Origin of the sequence: Streptomyces violaceusniger Tu 4113, assembly GCF_000147815.2 — a bacterium.
Classification (GTDB): domain Bacteria; phylum Actinomycetota; class Actinomycetes; order Streptomycetales; family Streptomycetaceae; genus Streptomyces; species Streptomyces violaceusniger_A.
On sequence record NC_015957.1, the window covers coordinates 10,004,042 to 10,021,087 of the forward strand.

Here is a 17,046-nt window from a genome sequence, read left to right on the forward strand (position 1 = left end):
CTGGGTATCGCAGGAGGCCAGAGTCAGGGCCTACGGCGATTGATCGCGGTGAGGTCGATCTCGATGGGGAACGGAACGGTCAGGGTGAGCTTGTCGTGGTATACGCCGGCGGGTTGGTACGCCTTAACAGCGGGATCGAGCTCATAGACGTAGACCACGGGGAGGCCGCAGTCGTCCTCCACCCGCCAGAAATGCGGCACGCCCGCACCGGCGTACTTGCGTGGCTTGACCTCACGGTCACGCGCCTTGGAGTCCAGCGACACCACTTCGATGGCCAGCACGAGATCCTCCACCCTGTAACAGGTGTGGCGGGGCCCGGCATCCGCACCGGCCCGAAGGACCAAGACATCGGGTTCCAGGCGGTTGATGTCGTCCAGCTTGACTGTCATCTCCCGCATGACGTCCAACGCGTCCGGTGCCTGGTCCAGCAGGGCGAACTCGAATAGCCGCATGGCACGTGCGTGGAATGCGGTCTGCGGACTCACGAGGACGAGACTCCCGTCGATCAGCTCCGTGTGCGGAGGAAGATTCGGAAGCCGGTCGAGGTCGTCCGCCGTCCAGCCGCCCTGCGGCGGGCGGGCCCACTCGTACTGCTCGTCCAGCCCGTACTCGCGTGCGGCGCTCATGATTGCTCCCATGGGACGGAGTCTCGCCTCTGCGGTCAGAGTACCCAGCCCGAACGCCGACGCCGCCACTCAAACGAATGAGCGACGGCGACGGCGTTTGACGATCAGATGACCATCCGACCCGGAAGGAGCGTGGCGGTCACTCCCACTCGATGGTGCCGGGCGGCTTGCTGGTGATGTCCAGCACCACCCGGTTGACCTGGTCGACCTCATTCGTGATGCGGGTGGAGATCCGCGACAGCACGTCGTACGGCAGCCGCGACCAGTCCGCCGTCATCGCGTCCTCCGAGGAGACCGGGCGCAGCACGATCGGGTGACCGTAGGTGCGGCCGTCGCCCTGGACGCCGACCGAGCGGACGTCGGCGAGCAGGACCACCGGGCACTGCCAGATGTCGCGGTCCAGACCAGCGGCGGTCAGCTCCTCGCGGGCGATGGCGTCGGCCTCGCGCAGCAGGTCCAGGCGCTCCTTGTTGACCTCGCCGACGATGCGGATGCCCAGGCCCGGGCCCGGGAAGGGCTGGCGGTGGACGATCTCGTCCGGGAGGCCGAGCTCCTGGCCGACCATCCGCACCTCGTCCTTGAACAGCCGGCGCAGCGGCTCGACGAGCTGGAACTCGATGTCGTCGGGCAGTCCGCCCACATTGTGGTGGGACTTGATGTTGGCGGTGCCGGAGCCGCCGCCGGACTCCACGACGTCGGGGTAGAGCGTGCCCTGGACCAGGAACTCCACGTCCTCCCCGGCCGCGCCCGCCTCGGCCACCAGCTCGGCCTGGGCCTGCTCGAAGACCCGGATGAACTCCCGGCCGATGATCTTCCGCTTCTCCTCGGGGTCGGACACCCCGGCGAGCGCGGACAGGAACCGCTCCTCGGCCTCGACGACCTTGAGCTGCACCCCGGTGGCCGCCACGAAGTCCTTCTCGACCTGCTCGGACTCGCCCTTGCGCATCAGGCCGTGGTCCACGTACACGCAGGTCAGCTGGTCGCCGATGGCCTTCTGGACGAGGGCGGCGGCCACCGCGGAGTCCACTCCGCCGGACAATCCGCAGATCGCGCGCTTGGTGCCGACCTGCTCACGGATCGCGGCCACGGACTCCTCGACGACGTTGGTGGTCGTCCAGGTGGGCTCCAGACCGGCGCCCCGGTAGAGGAAGTGCTCCAGCACCTGCTGGCCGTGGGTGGAGTGCATCACCTCGGGGTGGTGCTGTACGCCGTACAGCCTGCGCTCATCGCATTCGAAGGCCGCGACCGGGACCACATCGGTGGACGCGGTGACGGTGAAGCCCTCGGGGGCCTGGGAGCAGGCGTCGCCGTGCGACATCCACACCTGCTGGTCCTCGGGGGTGCCCGCGAAGAGCGTCGAGCCCTGCTTGGTGACGGTGAGCGCCGTACGGCCGTACTCCCGCGCCCCGGTGTTGTCCACGGTGCCGCCGAGGGCCCTGGCCATGAGCTGGAAGCCGTAGCACATGCCGAAGACCGGGACGCCCGCCCCGAAGATCGCGGCATCGAGCGAGGGCGCGCCCTCGGCGTAGACCGACGAGGGGCCGCCGGAGAGGATGATCGCCTTGGGGTTCTTGGCGAGCATCTCGGCCACCGGCATGGTGGACGGAACGATCTCGCTGTAGACCCGGGCCTCACGGACCCTGCGGGCGATGAGCTGGGCGTACTGCGCGCCGAAGTCGACGACCAGGACGGTGTCGGGGGCGGCAGCAGGGGACGCTGATGGCACTTCGGCGGCCTTCCGGCGGTGGTGGCGTGCGGTGGAACCGTCTGCGGCGGTACCGCAGGTTTGGACTTTCGATTCTAACGGGCTCATAATCGACGCCATGTCCACGCACATGACCTTCGTCTTTACCTATGGCACCGGCCCGTCCGGCTGCCATGGTCGTGCTGCGTAAACACTGACAGCGACTTCCCAGGCGCCCCGGGCCGGCAAAGGCCCGGGGCGCTCTGTCTTTCCTCCGGGCCGTTGCCGGGCTCCAGGGCTCCGCGACCACGGACCAGGAGATACGGACATGAGCAGCAGCAGTACGGCGACGGAGAGCACGGAGACCGCGGCCACGGAGAGGACGGGGGCCGCCGATGTGATCGGCAGCGCGCGGGAGCGGATCGACGCCCTCGACGGGCAGATCCTCGATCTCGTCCGGGAGCGGATGGCCGTCTCGGCCGCCATCCAGGAGGCGCGGATCGCGTCGGGCGGGCGGCGGGTACAGCTCTCCCGCGAGATGGAGATCCTCGACCGCTACCGGCAGCGGCTGGGCAAGCCCGGTACGACGCTCGCCATGACGCTGCTGGAGCTGTGCCGGGGCCGGGTCTGACACCGCTGCCTCTCGGCCGGGCGGCCCAGCGGCCGGCCTCCCCACCGAACGAAGGGGCCCCTCGAACAAGCGAAGGGCCCCGGGGGCGCCCGAACGGGGCGGGCGCCTCCGGGGCCCTAGGCGGTCAGCACCGGCTCAGGGCAGCGCCGGTGCTGAGAGGCGGCGCCGGGGGGTTGCGCCGCTGGCTTCTGGGGCCGTATGTCAGGGGTGTCTGAAACGGCGTACGCCCGCGTGGTCGGACCAATGTCGGGGTGTGACCGGGGGCGTTCTCCCTCTCAGCATCGTGGTGGATGCGGAGCGCCGGGCGCAACCGTTTCGACCGGATACGGTCGGCCCCAGGCGTCCCCGGGACCGACCGTTCTTGAGGTGATGACCGGGCTGCTGTCCCCTGCCGACCGGTCACCTCGCCGATGCGAGGTCCCACGACGCGCCGCCTGAATCACCACAGGGGCCGCGTCTCATCGCTTCGGCGGATCTGAGCCACGCGTGGATTTTTCCGGGCCGCTCCTGGCTGGCGCGGCACCGGGCACAACGAGCCCCCGCACGGGCCGGTCACCCGCCGTACGGGTGATGACGTGCGGGGCCGAGTTCCCGTGGCAGATTCTGTGACCATTCTGTGAGCAACTGTGAAGGCAACCTTTCGGCCATCGGCCTGGTCATGTACGTGCAAAGCACGGCCATCCCGCGCCCCACCGCGACGGCCCTCCACATGCGTATCGCCCCCCAGGGGATACATACGGACCCGGAAGAGGTCTTCATGAAGCTACGCCGCGCCCTGGCGGCTGCCGCAGCGACGGCCGCCATAGCCCCTGCCGCGCTCCTGGCGGCCCCCGCCGCCTTCGCGGAGACGCCGAGCGAGAGCCCGTCGCCGTCCGCCTCCGAGACGGTCACGCCGTCTCCGCAGGACCCGTCGCCGTCGGAGACCACTCCGACCGCCGATCCCACGCCGACCACCCCGGCGCCGTCCACCAGCGCCACGCAGGCTCCGACCCCCGCCGACCCCTCCGGCACCCCCACCGAGACCGCCACGCCGACCACCGGGCCGACCGCGGAGCCGGGTGACGAGTGTGCGGACGACGGGGACTACAACGAGGACCCGGAGCTCAGCACGACCCTGGTCGGCCTGCCGTCGAAGGTCGTGGCGGGCAGCGGCTTCCACGGCTTCACGTTCCAGGTGAAGAACGAGTCGGACCGCAGCTACCAGCGGATCGACTTCGGGCTCTTCGCGGGCACGGTGCACGAGTCCGCCCCGGACGGGACGGGCAAGTACCTGACCCTGCAGTACAAGGACCCCGAGACCGGCGCCTGGAAGGCGATCTCCACCGACGAGAACGACGCGGGCTCCGGCTACATCGGCTACACCGATGTGCGCCCGCACGAGACCCTTACGGTCGCCCTCCGGCTGAGCGTCGCCAAGAGCGCGCCCGAGGGCTTCGGCTACGCCATCAGCGTCGGCGTGTACGCGGACGACGAGGGCAACTGCGTCTACTCGACCGGTGAGTACTACGAGTTCGACGTGCTGAAGGCGGGTTCGGAGCCGGGCAAGGTGCCGCCGGCCGACCCGAAGCCGCAGGGCGGCAAGAAGCCGCTGCCGCACAAGCCGGAAGGCAACACGGAGATCAGCCCGCAGGGCAGCCTGGCCGAAACGGGTTCCTCCTCGGCGCTGCCGATGATCGCCCTGATCGGCGGTGTGGCGATGGCCGCGGGCGGAGGCGCGGTCTTCGTGGTCCGCCGCCGTCGCGCCACCGTCTGACGCTCCTGAGTCCGGCACGGTCCTGGGGCCGATGGCTTTAGGGGGCGGGGCGGGCTGGTCACCGGCCCGCCCCGCCCCCTCCGCTCAGGCCGGGGGGCTGCTCGGCGGGACCTTCGGCACCGGCAGCAGGGGAAGCCTCAGGGCGCCGAAGGCGTCCGCCGGTACGGCGGGGGTGCCCGGCGGGACGGGCTGGAGGCGTTCGTACGGCGCCTCCGGAGACGGGCGGGGGTCGGGCTCGCCCTTGTTGGGCCACAGGGACATCGCCCGCTCGGCCTGGGCCGTGATGGTCAGGGACGGATTGACGCCCAGGTTGGCCGAGACGGCGGCGCCGTCGACCACATGGATGCCCGGATGGCCGTAGAGCCGGTGGTACGGGTCGATGACGCCCTCCTCCGGGGACGCCCCGATCGGGCAGCCGCCGAGGAAGTGGGCGGTCAGCGGAGTGCCCATGAGCTCGCCGACGTTGCTGCCCGCGAAGCCGTTGATCGAGTCGGCGATATGGCGGGCGGCCTCGGCGCCTTCGGGGATGTGGTCGGGGTTGGGCTCGCCGTGGCCCTGGCGGGCGGTGAGCAGCCCCTTCCCGGGCCCCTTCGGTTTGCGGTAGGTGGTCAGCGAGTTGTCGTGCGTCTGCATGACCAGGCCGATGATGGTCCGCTCGGACCAGCGGCGGTTGGACAGTGAGCGCACGGCCAGGCTGGGATGCCGGAGGTTGGCGCCCAGGAAGCGCAGCCAGCGCGGCAGTCGGCCACCGTGCGGGATCTGCAGGATGGAGAGCATCCCCATCGCGTTGGAGCCCTTGCCGTAGCGGACCGGCTCGATATGGGTGTTCTCGTCGGGGTGGACGGACGAGGTGATCGCGACACCCCGGGTGAAGTCCGCCCGCTCCGCCCCGCCCCGGGCCCGGCGGTAGCGGCGGTCGGTGGTCTGCGCGCCCACCAGGGCCTCGGAGTTGGTGCGGGTGAGGATGCCGAGCCGCTCCGAGAGGCGCGGCAGCAGCCCCTTGTCCCGCATCGTGTGCAGCAGCGTCTGGGTGCCGTACGTACCGGCGGCGAGGACGACGTACCGGGAGCGCAGCGCCTTCGGCATGCCCTTACGGCGGTTGTCGGTCGGGACGGTGGTGACCGTATAGCCGCCGTGCGGATCGTCGCACAGGGCGACGACGGTCGTCATCGGGTGGACGTCGGCACCGGCCCGTTCGGCGAGGTGGAGATAGTTCTCGTTGAGGGTGTTCTTGGCGCCGTGGCGGCAGCCGGTCATGCACTCACCGCACTCCGTGCACGCCTTACGGGTGGGTCCGGAGCCGCCGAAGTACGGGTCGGGCACGGCCTGCCCCGGCTCGGCCCTCGTGGCGCCGTCGGCGTCGTGGCCGTCCCCGAAGAAGACCCCCACGGGCGCCATATGGAAGGTGTCCCCCACGCCCATCTTCTCGGCGGCCGCCTTGAGGTGGACGTCGGAGGGGGTGAGGGTGTGGTTGAGGCGCGCCCCGAGCATCCGCCGCGCCTGGTCGTAGTAAGGGCGCAATTCCTCCTGCCAGTCGGTGATGTGCCCCCACTGGCGGTCCCGGAAGAACGGCTCGGGCGGTACGTAGAGCGTGTTGGCGTAGTTGAGCGAGCCGCCCCCGACCCCGGCGCCCGCCAGCACCATGACCTTGCCGAGGACATGGATGCGCTGGATGCCGAAGCAGCCGAGGGCCGGGGCCCAGAGGTAGTTGCGGAGGTCCCAGGAGCTTCTGGGCAGGGTTTCGGGGGTGAAGCGGCGGCCCGCCTCCAGGACGCCGACCCGATAGCCCTTCTCGGTCAGGCGCAGGGCCGATACCGACCCGCCGAACCCCGAGCCGATCACGATCACGTCGTAGTCGAACTCGCCGTCGTCGCTGTCATCGTCACCGCCGCGTTCACCGCGGTCATCGAGCGCGCCGACGGCGTCAACGGCGTCGAAGTCCTCGTCGTGCCCGGGCTCTCGCTGCCGGTTTTGGGCAGACTTCTCCCCTGCCACTGGTACCTCCATTGAAATGTGCTGGTCAGCGCAGGCGCAGTGCCTTGAGCGCGCGCAGGCTGCGGGTCATGAAGTCCGCGTATTTCTCGTCCGTCATCCCGAAGGCCGGGCCGAGCGGCATCAGCCGCTGCCGGGCGACGGTCTGCGGCTCGGTGAACCGGAGGATGCCCTCGGAGCCGTGGCGGCGGCCGAGTCCGGAGTCGCCCATGCCGCCCATCGGGGAGGCGACGCTGCCGAAGGCGGCGGCGTAGCTCTCGTTGAGGTTGACCGTGCCCGCGCGCAGCCGGGTGGCGACCGCGCGTCCGCGCCGGGCGTCCTTGGTCCAGACGCTGGCGTTCAGGCCGTAGGCGGTGGCGTTGGCGCGCTCGATCGCCTCGCCCTCGTCGCGGAAGCGGTAGACGGAGACGACCGGGCCGAAGGTCTCCTCGGCGCAGACGGCCATCGGGGACTCCACGCCGTCCAGGATGGTCGGCTCGTAGAAGTACGGGCCGATGTCGGGGCGGGCGCGGCCACCGGCGAGCACCGTGGCGCCCTTGGAGACGGCCTCGTCCACATGGCGGGTGACGGTCTCCAGTTGGCGCTCCGAGACGAGCGAGCCCATCTCCGCCCCGTACGCGAGGGCGGTGCCGAGCCGCATGGCCTTCGTACGGGCCACGAAGCGCTCCAGGAAGGCGTCCGCGATCGACTCGTGGACGTACAGCCGCTCCATGGAGATGCAGAGCTGCCCGGCGGAGGCGAAGCTGCCGCGCACCGCGCCGTCGACCGCGCGGGCGAGGTCGGCGTCGCGCAGCACCAGCATGGCGTTCTTACCGCCGAGTTCGAGGGAGCAGCCCACCAGGCGGGCGGCGGCGGCCTGGGCCACCTCGCGGCCGGTGCGGGTGGAGCCGGTGAACGCGACGTAGTCGGCGTGCTCGACCACGGCGGGGCCGACCACCGGGCCGTCCCCGATCACGATCTGCCACACCCCGGCCGGCAGTCCGGCCTCCACCATCAGCTCGCGCGCCCACAGGGCGGACAGCGCGGTCTCGGTGTCGGGCTTCATCACCACGGCGTTGCCCGCCACGAAGGCGGGTATCGCATCGCCCACGGAGAGCTGGAGGGGGTAGTTCCAGGGGGCTATGAGGCCGACGACGCCGCGCGGGTGGCGCAGTTCGGTGACCTTGGTGAGGGTGGGCACCGCGCCCAGATGGCCCTTGGGGCGCAGATAGGCGGGCGCCTTACGGCCGTAATGGCGGGCCACGATGGTGACGCCCTGGACCTCCTCCTGGGCGTGCAGCCGGGTCTTGCCGGTCTCCAGTTGGATCAGGTCCAGGATCTCCGGCTGGCGGCGCAGCAGCAGATCGTGGAAGCGCAGGAGGACGGCGGCGCGCCGGCGGACCGGGGTCGCGGCCCAGGCCCGCTGGGCGGCACGGGCGTTCTCATACGCGGTGGCGACGTCCTCGGGGGTGGACTCGGGCAGGGCGGAGGCGAGGACGTCCCCCGTAAACGGGGTGTGGCTGACGGTGGTGCCGCTGCCGGCGACGCCCCGGGTGAGCCGGGTGATCAGCTCGGGAGTGACGACGTCGGCGGCGGTGCGGGTGCCTTCGGGGGCGACCGGGTTTCCGGTGCCGCCCTGCGTTATGTGCGAGTCCGTCATGGGGGCGAGAGTAGGCCCGCCCGGCGGCTTTGGGTACCCGGCGGTAACAACTTTCGTCCGGCGGCCCCCGGCGGACCCGCCCAACTCCCTCAGAGCTTGTCGATCTTCAGATTCCGCACGATCCGCTCGTACAGCTTCTCGCCCTCCTCATGGGCGTCGCCGTCGGCGGGTATGGATACCGTCAGATCCCACGCGACCTTGGCCTTGTTGACGTAGAGATGATCGCGCTTCTGGTACCGGATGGGGTTCTTGTTGCTGCTGGTGCCATACGGCAGATAGGAGGTGGTGACGTCCCGCGCCTCCTTCCCCTGCTGCTCGGTCTTGGCCGTCTCGCTCGTGGCGTCCTCGACCGTCGACCCGCCGCCGTCCTTGTAGAACGCGACGATCTGGTGCGCCGCCGCGTCGAGGCTCGCGGGGTCGCTCTCGCCGTCGGGTGTGGAACGCCTCAGGGACACGGTGAAGACACCGCTGGGGTCGTAGTAGGCGACCAGCGGGTTGTCCGAGTCGCTGTCGTCCTGGACCCGCCGGTACTCGCCGGGCACGGCCAGGGACGCGCCCACGACATCGCGCTCCTCCCGGACCGTCCAGCCCGCCGGCAGCCCCTCACTGGAGAACGGCTTCATGACCACCAGCACCACGGCGGCCGCCACCACCAGCGCCAGACCGCCCAATCCGAGCTGCGCCTTACGGTTCTTGTGCAGGATCGGCGGGACGAAGCGGCTGCCGGCGGACTGCCCGCCGCCCGGTGCGAATCCGGCCGTCGCGAGCATGGTGGGCACCGACTGCGGCTCCCGCGCCGCCGCCTCCAGGGCCTGCCGCACCTCGGGCGCCGCCGGGCGCATCGCCGGGTCCTTGCGCAGCAGTTGCATGATCAGCGTGGTGAGCGGCCCGGTGGCCCGCGCGGGGACCTGCGGTTCGGAGCCGAGCACGGCCTGGAGGGTCGCGGGGGCGTGGGAGCGGCGGAACGGGGACATGCCCTCGACCGCCGCGTACAGCACGACGCCGAGCGACCACAGGTCCGACTCCGGCCCCGGCCGCCGGCCCAGCACCCGCTCGGGCGCGATGAACTCGGGCGAGCCGACGAAGCCCCCCGTCTCGGTGAGCCGCTGCTCGCCCTCGATCTGCGCGATGCCGAAGTCGGTGAGCACCACCCGCTCGCTCCGGCCGAGCAGCACATTGTCCGGCTTCACATCGCGGTGCAGCACGCCCGCCTCATGGGCCGCCGCCAGCGCGCCGAGCACGGCGAGGCCGATCCGGGCCGCCTCGCGCGGATCCAGCGTGCCCTCCATCAGCCGGTCGCCCAGCGACTGGCCACGCACCAGCTCCATCACGATCCAGGGGCGGCCGTCCTCGACCACCACGTCATGGACGGTGACGACGGAGGGGTGGTCGATCCGGGCCGCGGCGCGCGCCTCGCGCTCCATCCGCTGGTAGACGGTCTGCCGCTCGCGCTCGGGGAGATCGTCGGGGACGCGCGGCTCCTTGACCGCGACATCGCGGTCCACGATCTGGTCATGGGCCCGCCAGACGGTGCCCATACCGCCGTGGCCGAGGCGGGAGACGAGCTGATAGCGACCGCCGATGAGCCGCCCGCTGCTCGAGTCCTGGGCCCCGGGGGAAGGTTGCTGTCCGGAGGGCCGTTCCACTGCGTGCGGCTCTCCGGCGGGCGGCTGGGAGCCGCTGCGCGGATCGGCGAACCGCGTCGGCTCGTACGCGCCGCGCGACGACCCCGCCGCCCCGGCCGACTGGCCCGACTGCTGGGCCTCCTCGGGCGCTTCGGGTATCTCGGGTGCCGCGGGTGCCGCGGGTGGCTCTGGCGGCGGCTGGGGCGCCGGCACCGGCGCGGCCGGTGCGTGCGGCGGCCGCAGGCTGTAGCTGGTGGGCTCGTTCGCCCGTCCCCCGTCGTTCGTCATGCGCCCATCATTACCCAGGGTGCGGTACCGTCCGCCACCGCTGCGAGGCCGCCGTGGACGCTCGTGACAAAGCCGTTGCGACCTCGTTCAGTTCGCCGCGCCGGGGCGCGCGAACGTGGCGGCGGCGGTATCGAAATGCTGCTTGCCCACCGACTTCTCACCAACCGGGGCAGACAGCCACAGGTCGTACATTTTCCCGTTTTCGTTCCAGCTCACGTCGTACGTCTGCCGTGAGCCGCCGTCGTCGGCCGAGCCGTTCCAGATGAACGCCCACAGGGCGGCGGGGCGGCTGTTGTGCTCCGTCTCGATGACCTGGCCACTGCGGTAACCCGGATAGTCCTGCGGGCCCTTGGCGTCCGCCTTACGGCTCAGCCCCAGCGGACCCTCGGCGCTCTGCTCCTGGACATGGATCCCGATCCGGAACTCCATACCGGGCGAGTTGTAGTAGACCCGGGGCGCCTTGTACTCGCGGGCGAACCCCTCGGGCACGGCGAGCGCGAAGCCGAGCGGGTCCTTGACCAGCTCATAGCCGTCGGGGATCCGGGCCTCCGGGCCCGCCGTGGAATCGGCGTCCTTCACGGGACGCTGCGGCGCCTTCTCAGGGGCGCTCGGGCTCCGCGAACCCCCCTTGTCGGCGCTCTGGCTCGTACCCCCGCCCTTCGCCGTGCCACCGTCGCCGCCCCCGTCGTCCAGCAGCGCCACGACACCCGCGGCCACACCGGCGAGCGCGACGACCGCGGCGGCCGCCGTAAGGACGGTACGGCGGCGCGCGCCACGACCGGAACGGGGCCGGGCGGCCGGGGCGGACGCCGGGACGGAGGCGGAGGCAGAGGCGGGCGCGGCTGCCGGGGCGGGGGCAGGGACGGGAACGGGCACGGGAGCGGGTACGCATGCCGATGAGCCCCGGCCGTCGGGCCCGATCGGCACGCTGGGCTGGGTCGGGGTGTACTCCAGGGGGATCTCCGGGGTGTCGCCCACCTCCTGGGCCATCCGCAGCATCCGCTCGACCTCGTCGCCGCTCAGCCGCTCCTCCGGATCCCGCCGCAACAGCCCCTCGATGACGGGCTTCAGCGGTCCGGCCGCCTCGGGCATGGGGATCTCGTCGAAGACGACCGCGTGCAACACCGCGGCCAGGGACTCGCGATGGAACGGGGATTCCCCGCGCACCAGCGTGCAGAGCAGCACCCCGAGCGACCACAGGTCCGACTCCGGCCCGGTGCGGCGCCCCGACATCCGCTCCGGCGCGGTGTATTCGGGCGAGCCCACGAACGAGCCGGTCTCGGTGATCGTGGTGGACCCGGTGACCTGCGCGATCCCGAAGTCCGTCAGCACGACCCGCCCGGTGCCCGACTCCACCAGCACATTGGCGGGCTTGATGTCCCGGTGCAGCACCCCGCGTGCGTGCGCGGCCCGCAAGGCGTCCAGCAGCGCGGCCGCGATCCGCCCCGCCTCACGCGCCCCGACGGGGCCGTGCGTGCTGAGCCGGTCGGCGAGCGAGAGCCCGTCGACCAACTCCATGACGATCCAGGCGCATTCGTCCTCCTCGATCACATCGTGGAGGACGATCACGTTCGGATGCTTGATCTGTGCGACGGTCCGGGCCTCGCGCAGGGTGCGCTCGCCGCGCAACTGCGAGTCGAAGGCCGTGAGCCCCTCGTCCACATGGAGTTCCTTGACCGCGACGTCACGGCCCAGAAGCTCGTCGACGGCCCGCCAGACCGTGCCCATTCCGCCGCGTCCGAGCCGCGTGGCCAACCGGTAGCGGTTGGCGATCAGGCGGCCTTCTCCCCCGGTACCCATGGGCTCATCTTGCCTCACCCCGCCGAAGCCCTCGAACACCGGACCGCGGAGCCGCCCTTACGGGCGATTGAGCATGGGCGCGGCATAGGGAAACGTAGGTCCTGCCGATGTTAAAGGGGCGGACCGCGGCCGCCCCCATCGGGTAACTTCGCCCCCCGGCCCCCTGGGTCTTCCGGCCGGGGGTGCCTCCCAGCGTTAGCTGGGGGCGAGCCGAAGGGGCGCGCCGCTGTCGAAAGGGAGACGCGCACAGGGAGCGAGGGCTGCAATCGATTTGCGGCTCCGCCGCGTGAGCGACCGAGCACGGTCGACCGTCGACAGGGGGTACCTCCCAGCGGTAGCTGGGGGAGGCTTTTGCGCCCCGGAGGCGAACCGAGCCCCCCAAAAAAGGGGGCCGCCCCGCGGCGGGGGTCCACGGGGCGGCCAGTCAGGGGAGGCGCAACAGACGGAGCGCCGGGTGGGGCTTGGTCAGTTCGTGACCTTCCAGGTGCGGGAGTCGGTCAGCAGCTTGCGCAGTGCCGGGTCCTTCACCGCACTCGTGCCGTCCGTCGCCTTCGCGGTGACGGTGTGGGTCGCTCCGTCGCCCGGGACGCCCAGCGTGGCCGGGGTGACGCTCGTCTTACCGTTCGCGGCGCTGACCTCAACCCCGTCCACGTACCACTTCAGCGACGCGCTCTTGGGGACGCTCACCTTGATGCCCGCCGACCGCTTGAGGTCCGTGGTGGTGGCCGTACGGCTGCTGAGCACGCTGGCGTGGCTGTTGAAGCCCGCGATCATCGCCTCGCGGCCGGGGAGGCTGAACTCCCGCCCCAGGGTGCGCATGATCGAGTTGTCGGTGGGCCGGTTGATGCCCTTGGGGTAGTAGCGGCCGCCCTCGTAGGCGCCGACCGTGCCACCGTCGGGGGAGGTCTGGCCGATCCAGCGGTACCACTTCTTCTGCTGGGCGGTCATCTGGTCCGCGGTCAGCTTCGTGGCGTTGCCCTCGTCGGGCTCGGCGCCGGTGTAGGTGCCGTACTCCGGGTAGAAGTACTCGTCGGCCAGCTTGCCGAGCGAGTGGCCGGTCTCATGGACCGCGATCTGGTCGGAGTCGGCGTGGTCGGAGGAGGCGGTGGCGATGCCGTCGTAGCCGACCTGCGAGGTGAGGGTGTAGCCCGCGCCGCCGTACTTGGTGGAGTTGCCCAGGACGACCACGAGGTCGGCCTCCGGCGCCTTGGCCGCGTACGACTCGACCTTGGCGGTGTCGACGCACAGCAGCCGTTCGATGTCGTCGCACCAGAAGTACGAGCCGAGGGCGGTGTCCTTGACGACGTCCTTGGACGGGTCGCCGGAGACGCCGGACTGGTTGGAGACGGCGTCCACGGTCCAGACGTTGAAGAGGTCCTTGTACGAGGCGTACGGCTCCACGGCGGACATCTGGTCCCACTTGGAGCGCGCGTCGGCCTGGAAGTCGGCCTGCTGGCCCGCGGTGTAGCCGTCGCCGATGAAGACGACGTCCAGCTTGTCGGCCGTGGTGCCGTTGTCGATGACCGAGGCGACCTTGCCGTCGGCGGCGGTCTCCTTGGCGGACAGCGAGCGGGCGGCGCGGTTCAGCCGCTCGGGGGTGGCCGCCGGGATTTCGGTGTGGCGGGGGTGGCTGCCCGGGCCGGTGAAGTACTCCACGTCCAGGGTGCGCTGCGACGAGGCCGCGTCAGCCGGTGCGGACGAGTCGGCCGCTCCCCGCGAGGCGGCCGCTCCCTCCGAGGCGGTGGCCGGCGCGGACATGGCTGCGGCCGCCGCCAGGGCGATGCCTCCGGCGACGGCCGCGGTGCGCAGGGAGATGCGGCTGCGTATGCGGCTCCGTATGCGTCTGCGCACGGTGACTCCCGAAGTCTTCGCGATAAGCGGCCAGTTAAGCAGGATTAATTCGCCGCTCAACCTAAGGGGTCCGGGAGTCGTGGGCAATGGTAATTAGGGAAGTGGCTAGGAAACCGGGCACCGCACAACCATGTGGGGCCATCACCACTCGTCATCCCCTCTCGTCACGCGCCAGGCGCAGCAGCCGGTCCAGCACCCGGCGGCCTCCGGCCCGGATCCCGTCGTGCTCGAACTCGTCCGTCACCCAGGTGCGCACGCCCCGGATCGCCCGGGCGGTGGCCAGGGAGTGCGCCGTGTCCACGTAGAGGTCGTCGTGGTAGATCACGGCGGCCACCGGCACGGTGTTACGGGCCAGCCGCTCGGTGTCGTACAGCGGGCCCCAGCCGGTGCGCTCGGCGAGCAGCTCGGCGGTGCGGCGCAGCGGACGCAGCGCGGCGTGGGTGTCCAGCATCCAGGGGTGCACCGTCTCGCCCGTAAGGAGCACCGGACGGTCCTCCGTGACCGCCTTACCGGCGTCGAAGGCGGGGAATTCGGCGCGGACCCGCTCCGCGGACCAGTTCGTGGCCCGGCCGTCCTGGGCGTAGGTGGACTCCAGCAGGAGGCTGTACAGCGGGGTGGCGGCGCGGGAGAGCACCGCCGCCACCTGCTCCCGGAAGGCGTCGCCCAGCCGCGGCCCGTCGGCGGTGGGGACGAACGCGTCCTCCAGGAGGTAGTGCAGCCGGTGCGATCCGTCGCCGGTGCCCAGCAGGAAGCCGAGCTGCTGGAGGGCGGGAACGGTGAGCCGGGTCCCGTCCGTCAGGACCTCCTCGTGGTCGGTCAGATGCCGCACGAGGTCACGGACGATGGCGGCGTCACGCGGATAGCGGGCGTAGTGGGCGAGGATCTTGCGTTCCATCCGCGGGTAGGCGGCCCGGTAGACGGCGTCCACGTCGGTGTCGGGGTCGATCGCGGGCAGTCCGCCGGCTATCAGGACCGCGTCGAGCCCCTCGGGCGCATGGGACAGATAGGTCAGGGCGCAGAAGCCGCCGAAGCTCTGGCCGAGGACGGTCCACGGGCGGTCCCCGATGAGCCGGCGCCGGATCAGCTCGCAGTCGCGGACGATCGCGTCGGCGCGGAAATGGGAGAGGTACTCGGCCTGTTCCGCGGGGCCGCCGCGCAGCGGCAGGGTCTGGCGGTTGGCCGGGGTGGAGCGGCCGGTTCCGCGCTGGTCGAGGAGGAGCACGCGGTATTCGTCGAGCGCGCGGTCCAGCCAGCCGTAACGGCCCACCGGACGGTCCGCGCCGCAGCCGGGCCCGCCCTGGAGGTAGACCAGCCAGGGGAGCCGGTCACGCTCGGCACCAGTTTTCTCCGCGGCGACGACCTCTCGCGCGTAAAGCCGGATCAGCTCGCCCTCGGGAGCCTTATGGTCGAGCGGTACGTCGAAGTGATAGTCGGCGAGGAGCAGTTCCGGCTGACGGACGGTCGTCACGGCGCCCGGCCCGGCCGGTACCGCTGTGCTTGCCTGCTGCATCCTTCAATCCTCACGTTAAATGAACTTAGCCCGGTGCTTAAGCTACCGCCGGGGAGAAGAGGGCACGGTGGCCGACAGAAGCGCCGGTGACGGACGGACGGCGGGAACGGTGACGGGGGCGGCCGCGGGGGCGGAGTCGACCACCGAGATAGGGCGCCGGGTTCTCAGACTCCGTACGGCACGCGGCTTCACCCAGCGGCAGCTGGCCGAACCCGCCTACACCGCCGCCTATGTCTCCACCCTCGAGGCCGGGAAGGTGCGCCCCTCCGAGGCCGCGCTGCGCCATCTCGCGGACCGCCTCGGCATCAGCTACGAGGAGCTGACCACCGGCCGCTCACCCCGTGACGCCACGCGGCTGCGCGCCGCCGTCACCGACGCCCGCCGGGCCCTGGCGACCGGCGCCGCCGAGGACGCCGCCGAGCTCTTCGAGCAGGTGCGCGACGAGGCGGAGCGGCTCGGGTTCGCCGAGGAGCGGGGAGCGGCCCTGCTGGGGCTCGGCGACTGCGCGCTGGAGACCGGTGACCTCACCGTCGCCCGCGACCACTTCGAGGCCGTGGAGCGGCTGCTCGCCGGTGAGCCGCTGCCCCGCCGGATCCCCGCGATCCGCGGCCGGGCCGTGGCCCATCTTCTCGCGGGCGAACTGCGCTACTCCTGCTATCTGCTGGAGAGCGCCATCGACGAGCTCAACGCCTCCGGGCTGCACGATCCGTACGCACTGCTGCTGCTCTATACGGCGGCCATCGCGCCCTATATGGACATGGGGGCGCACGCCCGTGCCGTACGCGCCGCCGAGCTGGCGCTCGCGCTGGCCCCGAGCGTGGACGACCCGGGGCTCATCGCCCGGATGCACCGCGGGGTGGCCCGCACCCTGATCGCCGAGGGGCGCACCGCCGAGGCCGACGCCTCCCTGGCCAAGGCGCAGGAGCTGTACGAGCAACTGCGCATCCACACCGACCTGGCGCACTGCCACTGGATGCGCGGCTATGTGCACGCCCAGGACGGCAATCTGGAGCGCGCCGAGCGCGAACTGCGCACCGCCCGGGACATGCTGGCCTCCAAGCGGGCCGCCCTGTTCACCGTGCAGGTCGAGGTTGAGCTGGCGGACGTGCTGCGCCGACGCGGCCGTACGGCCGACGCGGAAGCCCTATTGCTGCCACTGCTGGCCCGCACCCCCGCCGAGGGGGCCGCGGACGCGCCCGGAGAGCCGGAGGCCGCGGCGGACGAGGTCGGGCTGACCGCGGACCGCGGCGCGGTCCACGCGGGCGGCGCACACCGGCTGCTGGGCCTGATCGCGGACGAACGGGGCGACGCCGAGGCCGCGGAGGAGCACTACTGCGCGGCGCTGTCCCTGCTCGAACGCACCGGAGCGGCCGGTGACCTGGCCGACCTGTGCCGGCTGCTGGGCGACCTGCTGCGCCGGGAGGGCCGCCTGGAGGCCGCGATGGACGCCTACCGCACCGGGCTCGGCCACCGCGCCGCGCCCGGCACCACCACCCTGGGCCCGGCCCCCGCCGAGCCCCCCATGTGAGGCGTCCATCGGCCCCTCCCCGCCCCCACCGACCGCCCGACCCGGCCCCTCCCCGTACCTTCTCGGGGGGCCGGGCGGCGCCTGGGCCACCGGTCGGACGACCGGCGCCCGGGTCGCCG

The 17,046-nt window shown here is 71.7% G+C and carries 11 protein-coding genes; 3 read left to right on the forward strand and 8 right to left on the reverse strand.

All coding sequences use genetic code 11. The annotated features are described in order from the left end of the window. Positions 1–23 precede the first annotated feature (23 nt). Together STRVI_RS40900 and guaA are read right to left on the reverse strand one after the other, a co-directional pair. Positions 24–626, reverse strand: coding sequence for a Uma2 family endonuclease (locus STRVI_RS40900; protein WP_014061436.1), 603 nt, complete (start codon positions 624–626; stop codon positions 24–26). A gap of 139 nt (positions 627–765) precedes the next feature. Next, positions 766–2,352 carry a glutamine-hydrolyzing GMP synthase gene (gene guaA, locus STRVI_RS40905; protein WP_043237375.1) on the reverse strand — a complete coding sequence of 529 codons (1,587 nt, stop codon included), beginning with the start codon at positions 2,350–2,352 and terminating at the stop codon, positions 766–768. A 286-nt stretch (positions 2,353–2,638) separates the two neighbouring features. Here guaA and STRVI_RS40910 point away from each other — a divergent pair, with 286 nt between their 5' ends. Continuing rightward, the gene (locus STRVI_RS40910) at positions 2,639–2,941 is read left to right on the forward strand and encodes a chorismate mutase (RefSeq protein ID WP_014061438.1); all 303 of its coding nucleotides are present in this window, start codon (positions 2,639–2,641) and stop codon (positions 2,939–2,941) included. A 616-nt stretch (positions 2,942–3,557) separates the two neighbouring features. After that, positions 3,558–4,694 carry an LAETG motif-containing sortase-dependent surface protein gene (locus STRVI_RS53865; protein WP_014061439.1) on the forward strand — a complete coding sequence of 379 codons (1,137 nt, stop codon included), beginning with the start codon at positions 3,558–3,560 and terminating at the stop codon, positions 4,692–4,694. An 84-nt stretch (positions 4,695–4,778) separates the two neighbouring features. Here STRVI_RS53865 and STRVI_RS40920 read toward each other — a convergent pair whose 3' ends face one another. The 6 genes from STRVI_RS40920 to STRVI_RS40945 all read right to left on the reverse strand — a co-directional run bounded on the left by STRVI_RS40920 (position 4,779) and on the right by STRVI_RS40945 (position 15,399). Next, positions 4,779–6,542 carry a GMC family oxidoreductase gene (locus STRVI_RS40920; RefSeq protein ID WP_251983005.1) on the reverse strand — a complete coding sequence of 588 codons (1,764 nt, stop codon included), beginning with the start codon at positions 6,540–6,542 and terminating at the stop codon, positions 4,779–4,781. 172 nt (positions 6,543–6,714) lie between these two features. After that, positions 6,715–8,325, reverse strand: a complete 1,611-nt coding sequence (locus tag STRVI_RS40925; RefSeq protein ID WP_014061441.1) for a succinic semialdehyde dehydrogenase — start codon at positions 8,323–8,325, stop codon at positions 6,715–6,717. A gap of 89 nt (positions 8,326–8,414) precedes the next feature. Continuing rightward, positions 8,415–10,238 (reverse strand): serine/threonine-protein kinase, encoded by a 1,824-nt coding sequence (locus STRVI_RS40930; RefSeq protein WP_014061442.1) that lies wholly within the window; start codon positions 10,236–10,238, stop codon positions 8,415–8,417. Between the two features lie 87 nt (positions 10,239–10,325). Beyond that, positions 10,326–12,038 (reverse strand): serine/threonine-protein kinase, encoded by a 1,713-nt coding sequence (locus STRVI_RS40935; RefSeq protein ID WP_014061443.1) that lies wholly within the window; start codon positions 12,036–12,038, stop codon positions 10,326–10,328. Positions 12,039–12,503: 465 nt separating this feature from the next. Continuing rightward, positions 12,504–13,889 (reverse strand): M64 family metallopeptidase, encoded by a 1,386-nt coding sequence (locus STRVI_RS40940; RefSeq protein ID WP_014061444.1) that lies wholly within the window; start codon positions 13,887–13,889, stop codon positions 12,504–12,506. Positions 13,890–14,040: 151 nt separating this feature from the next. Further along, entirely contained in the window at positions 14,041–15,399 is a 1,359-nt protein-coding gene (locus STRVI_RS40945; protein ID WP_014061445.1) for an alpha/beta fold hydrolase, read from the reverse strand. A 67-nt stretch (positions 15,400–15,466) separates the two neighbouring features. Here STRVI_RS40945 and STRVI_RS40950 point away from each other — a divergent pair, with 67 nt between their 5' ends. Further along, positions 15,467–16,927 (forward strand): helix-turn-helix domain-containing protein, encoded by a 1,461-nt coding sequence (locus STRVI_RS40950; protein WP_014061446.1) that lies wholly within the window; start codon positions 15,467–15,469, stop codon positions 16,925–16,927. Positions 16,928–17,046: the final 119 nt, after the last annotated feature.

What these genes read in the sequence shown, in the direction of transcription:
- STRVI_RS40910 (WP_014061438.1), top strand. Translation starts at nt 2,639, where the DNA reads ATGAGCAGCAGCAGTACGGCGACGGAGAGCACGGAGACCGCGGCCACG.
- STRVI_RS40900 (WP_014061436.1), bottom strand. Translation starts at nt 626, where the DNA reads ATGAGCGCCGCACGCGAGTACGGGCTGGACGAGCAGTACGAGTGGGCC.
- STRVI_RS40925 (WP_014061441.1), bottom strand. Translation starts at nt 8,325, where the DNA reads ATGACGGACTCGCACATAACGCAGGGCGGCACCGGAAACCCGGTCGCC.
- STRVI_RS40945 (WP_014061445.1), bottom strand. Translation starts at nt 15,399, where the DNA reads ATGCAGCAGGCAAGCACAGCGGTACCGGCCGGGCCGGGCGCCGTGACG.
- STRVI_RS40935 (WP_014061443.1), bottom strand. Translation starts at nt 12,038, where the DNA reads ATGGGTACCGGGGGAGAAGGCCGCCTGATCGCCAACCGCTACCGGTTG.
- STRVI_RS40930 (WP_014061442.1), bottom strand. Translation starts at nt 10,238, where the DNA reads ATGACGAACGACGGGGGACGGGCGAACGAGCCCACCAGCTACAGCCTG.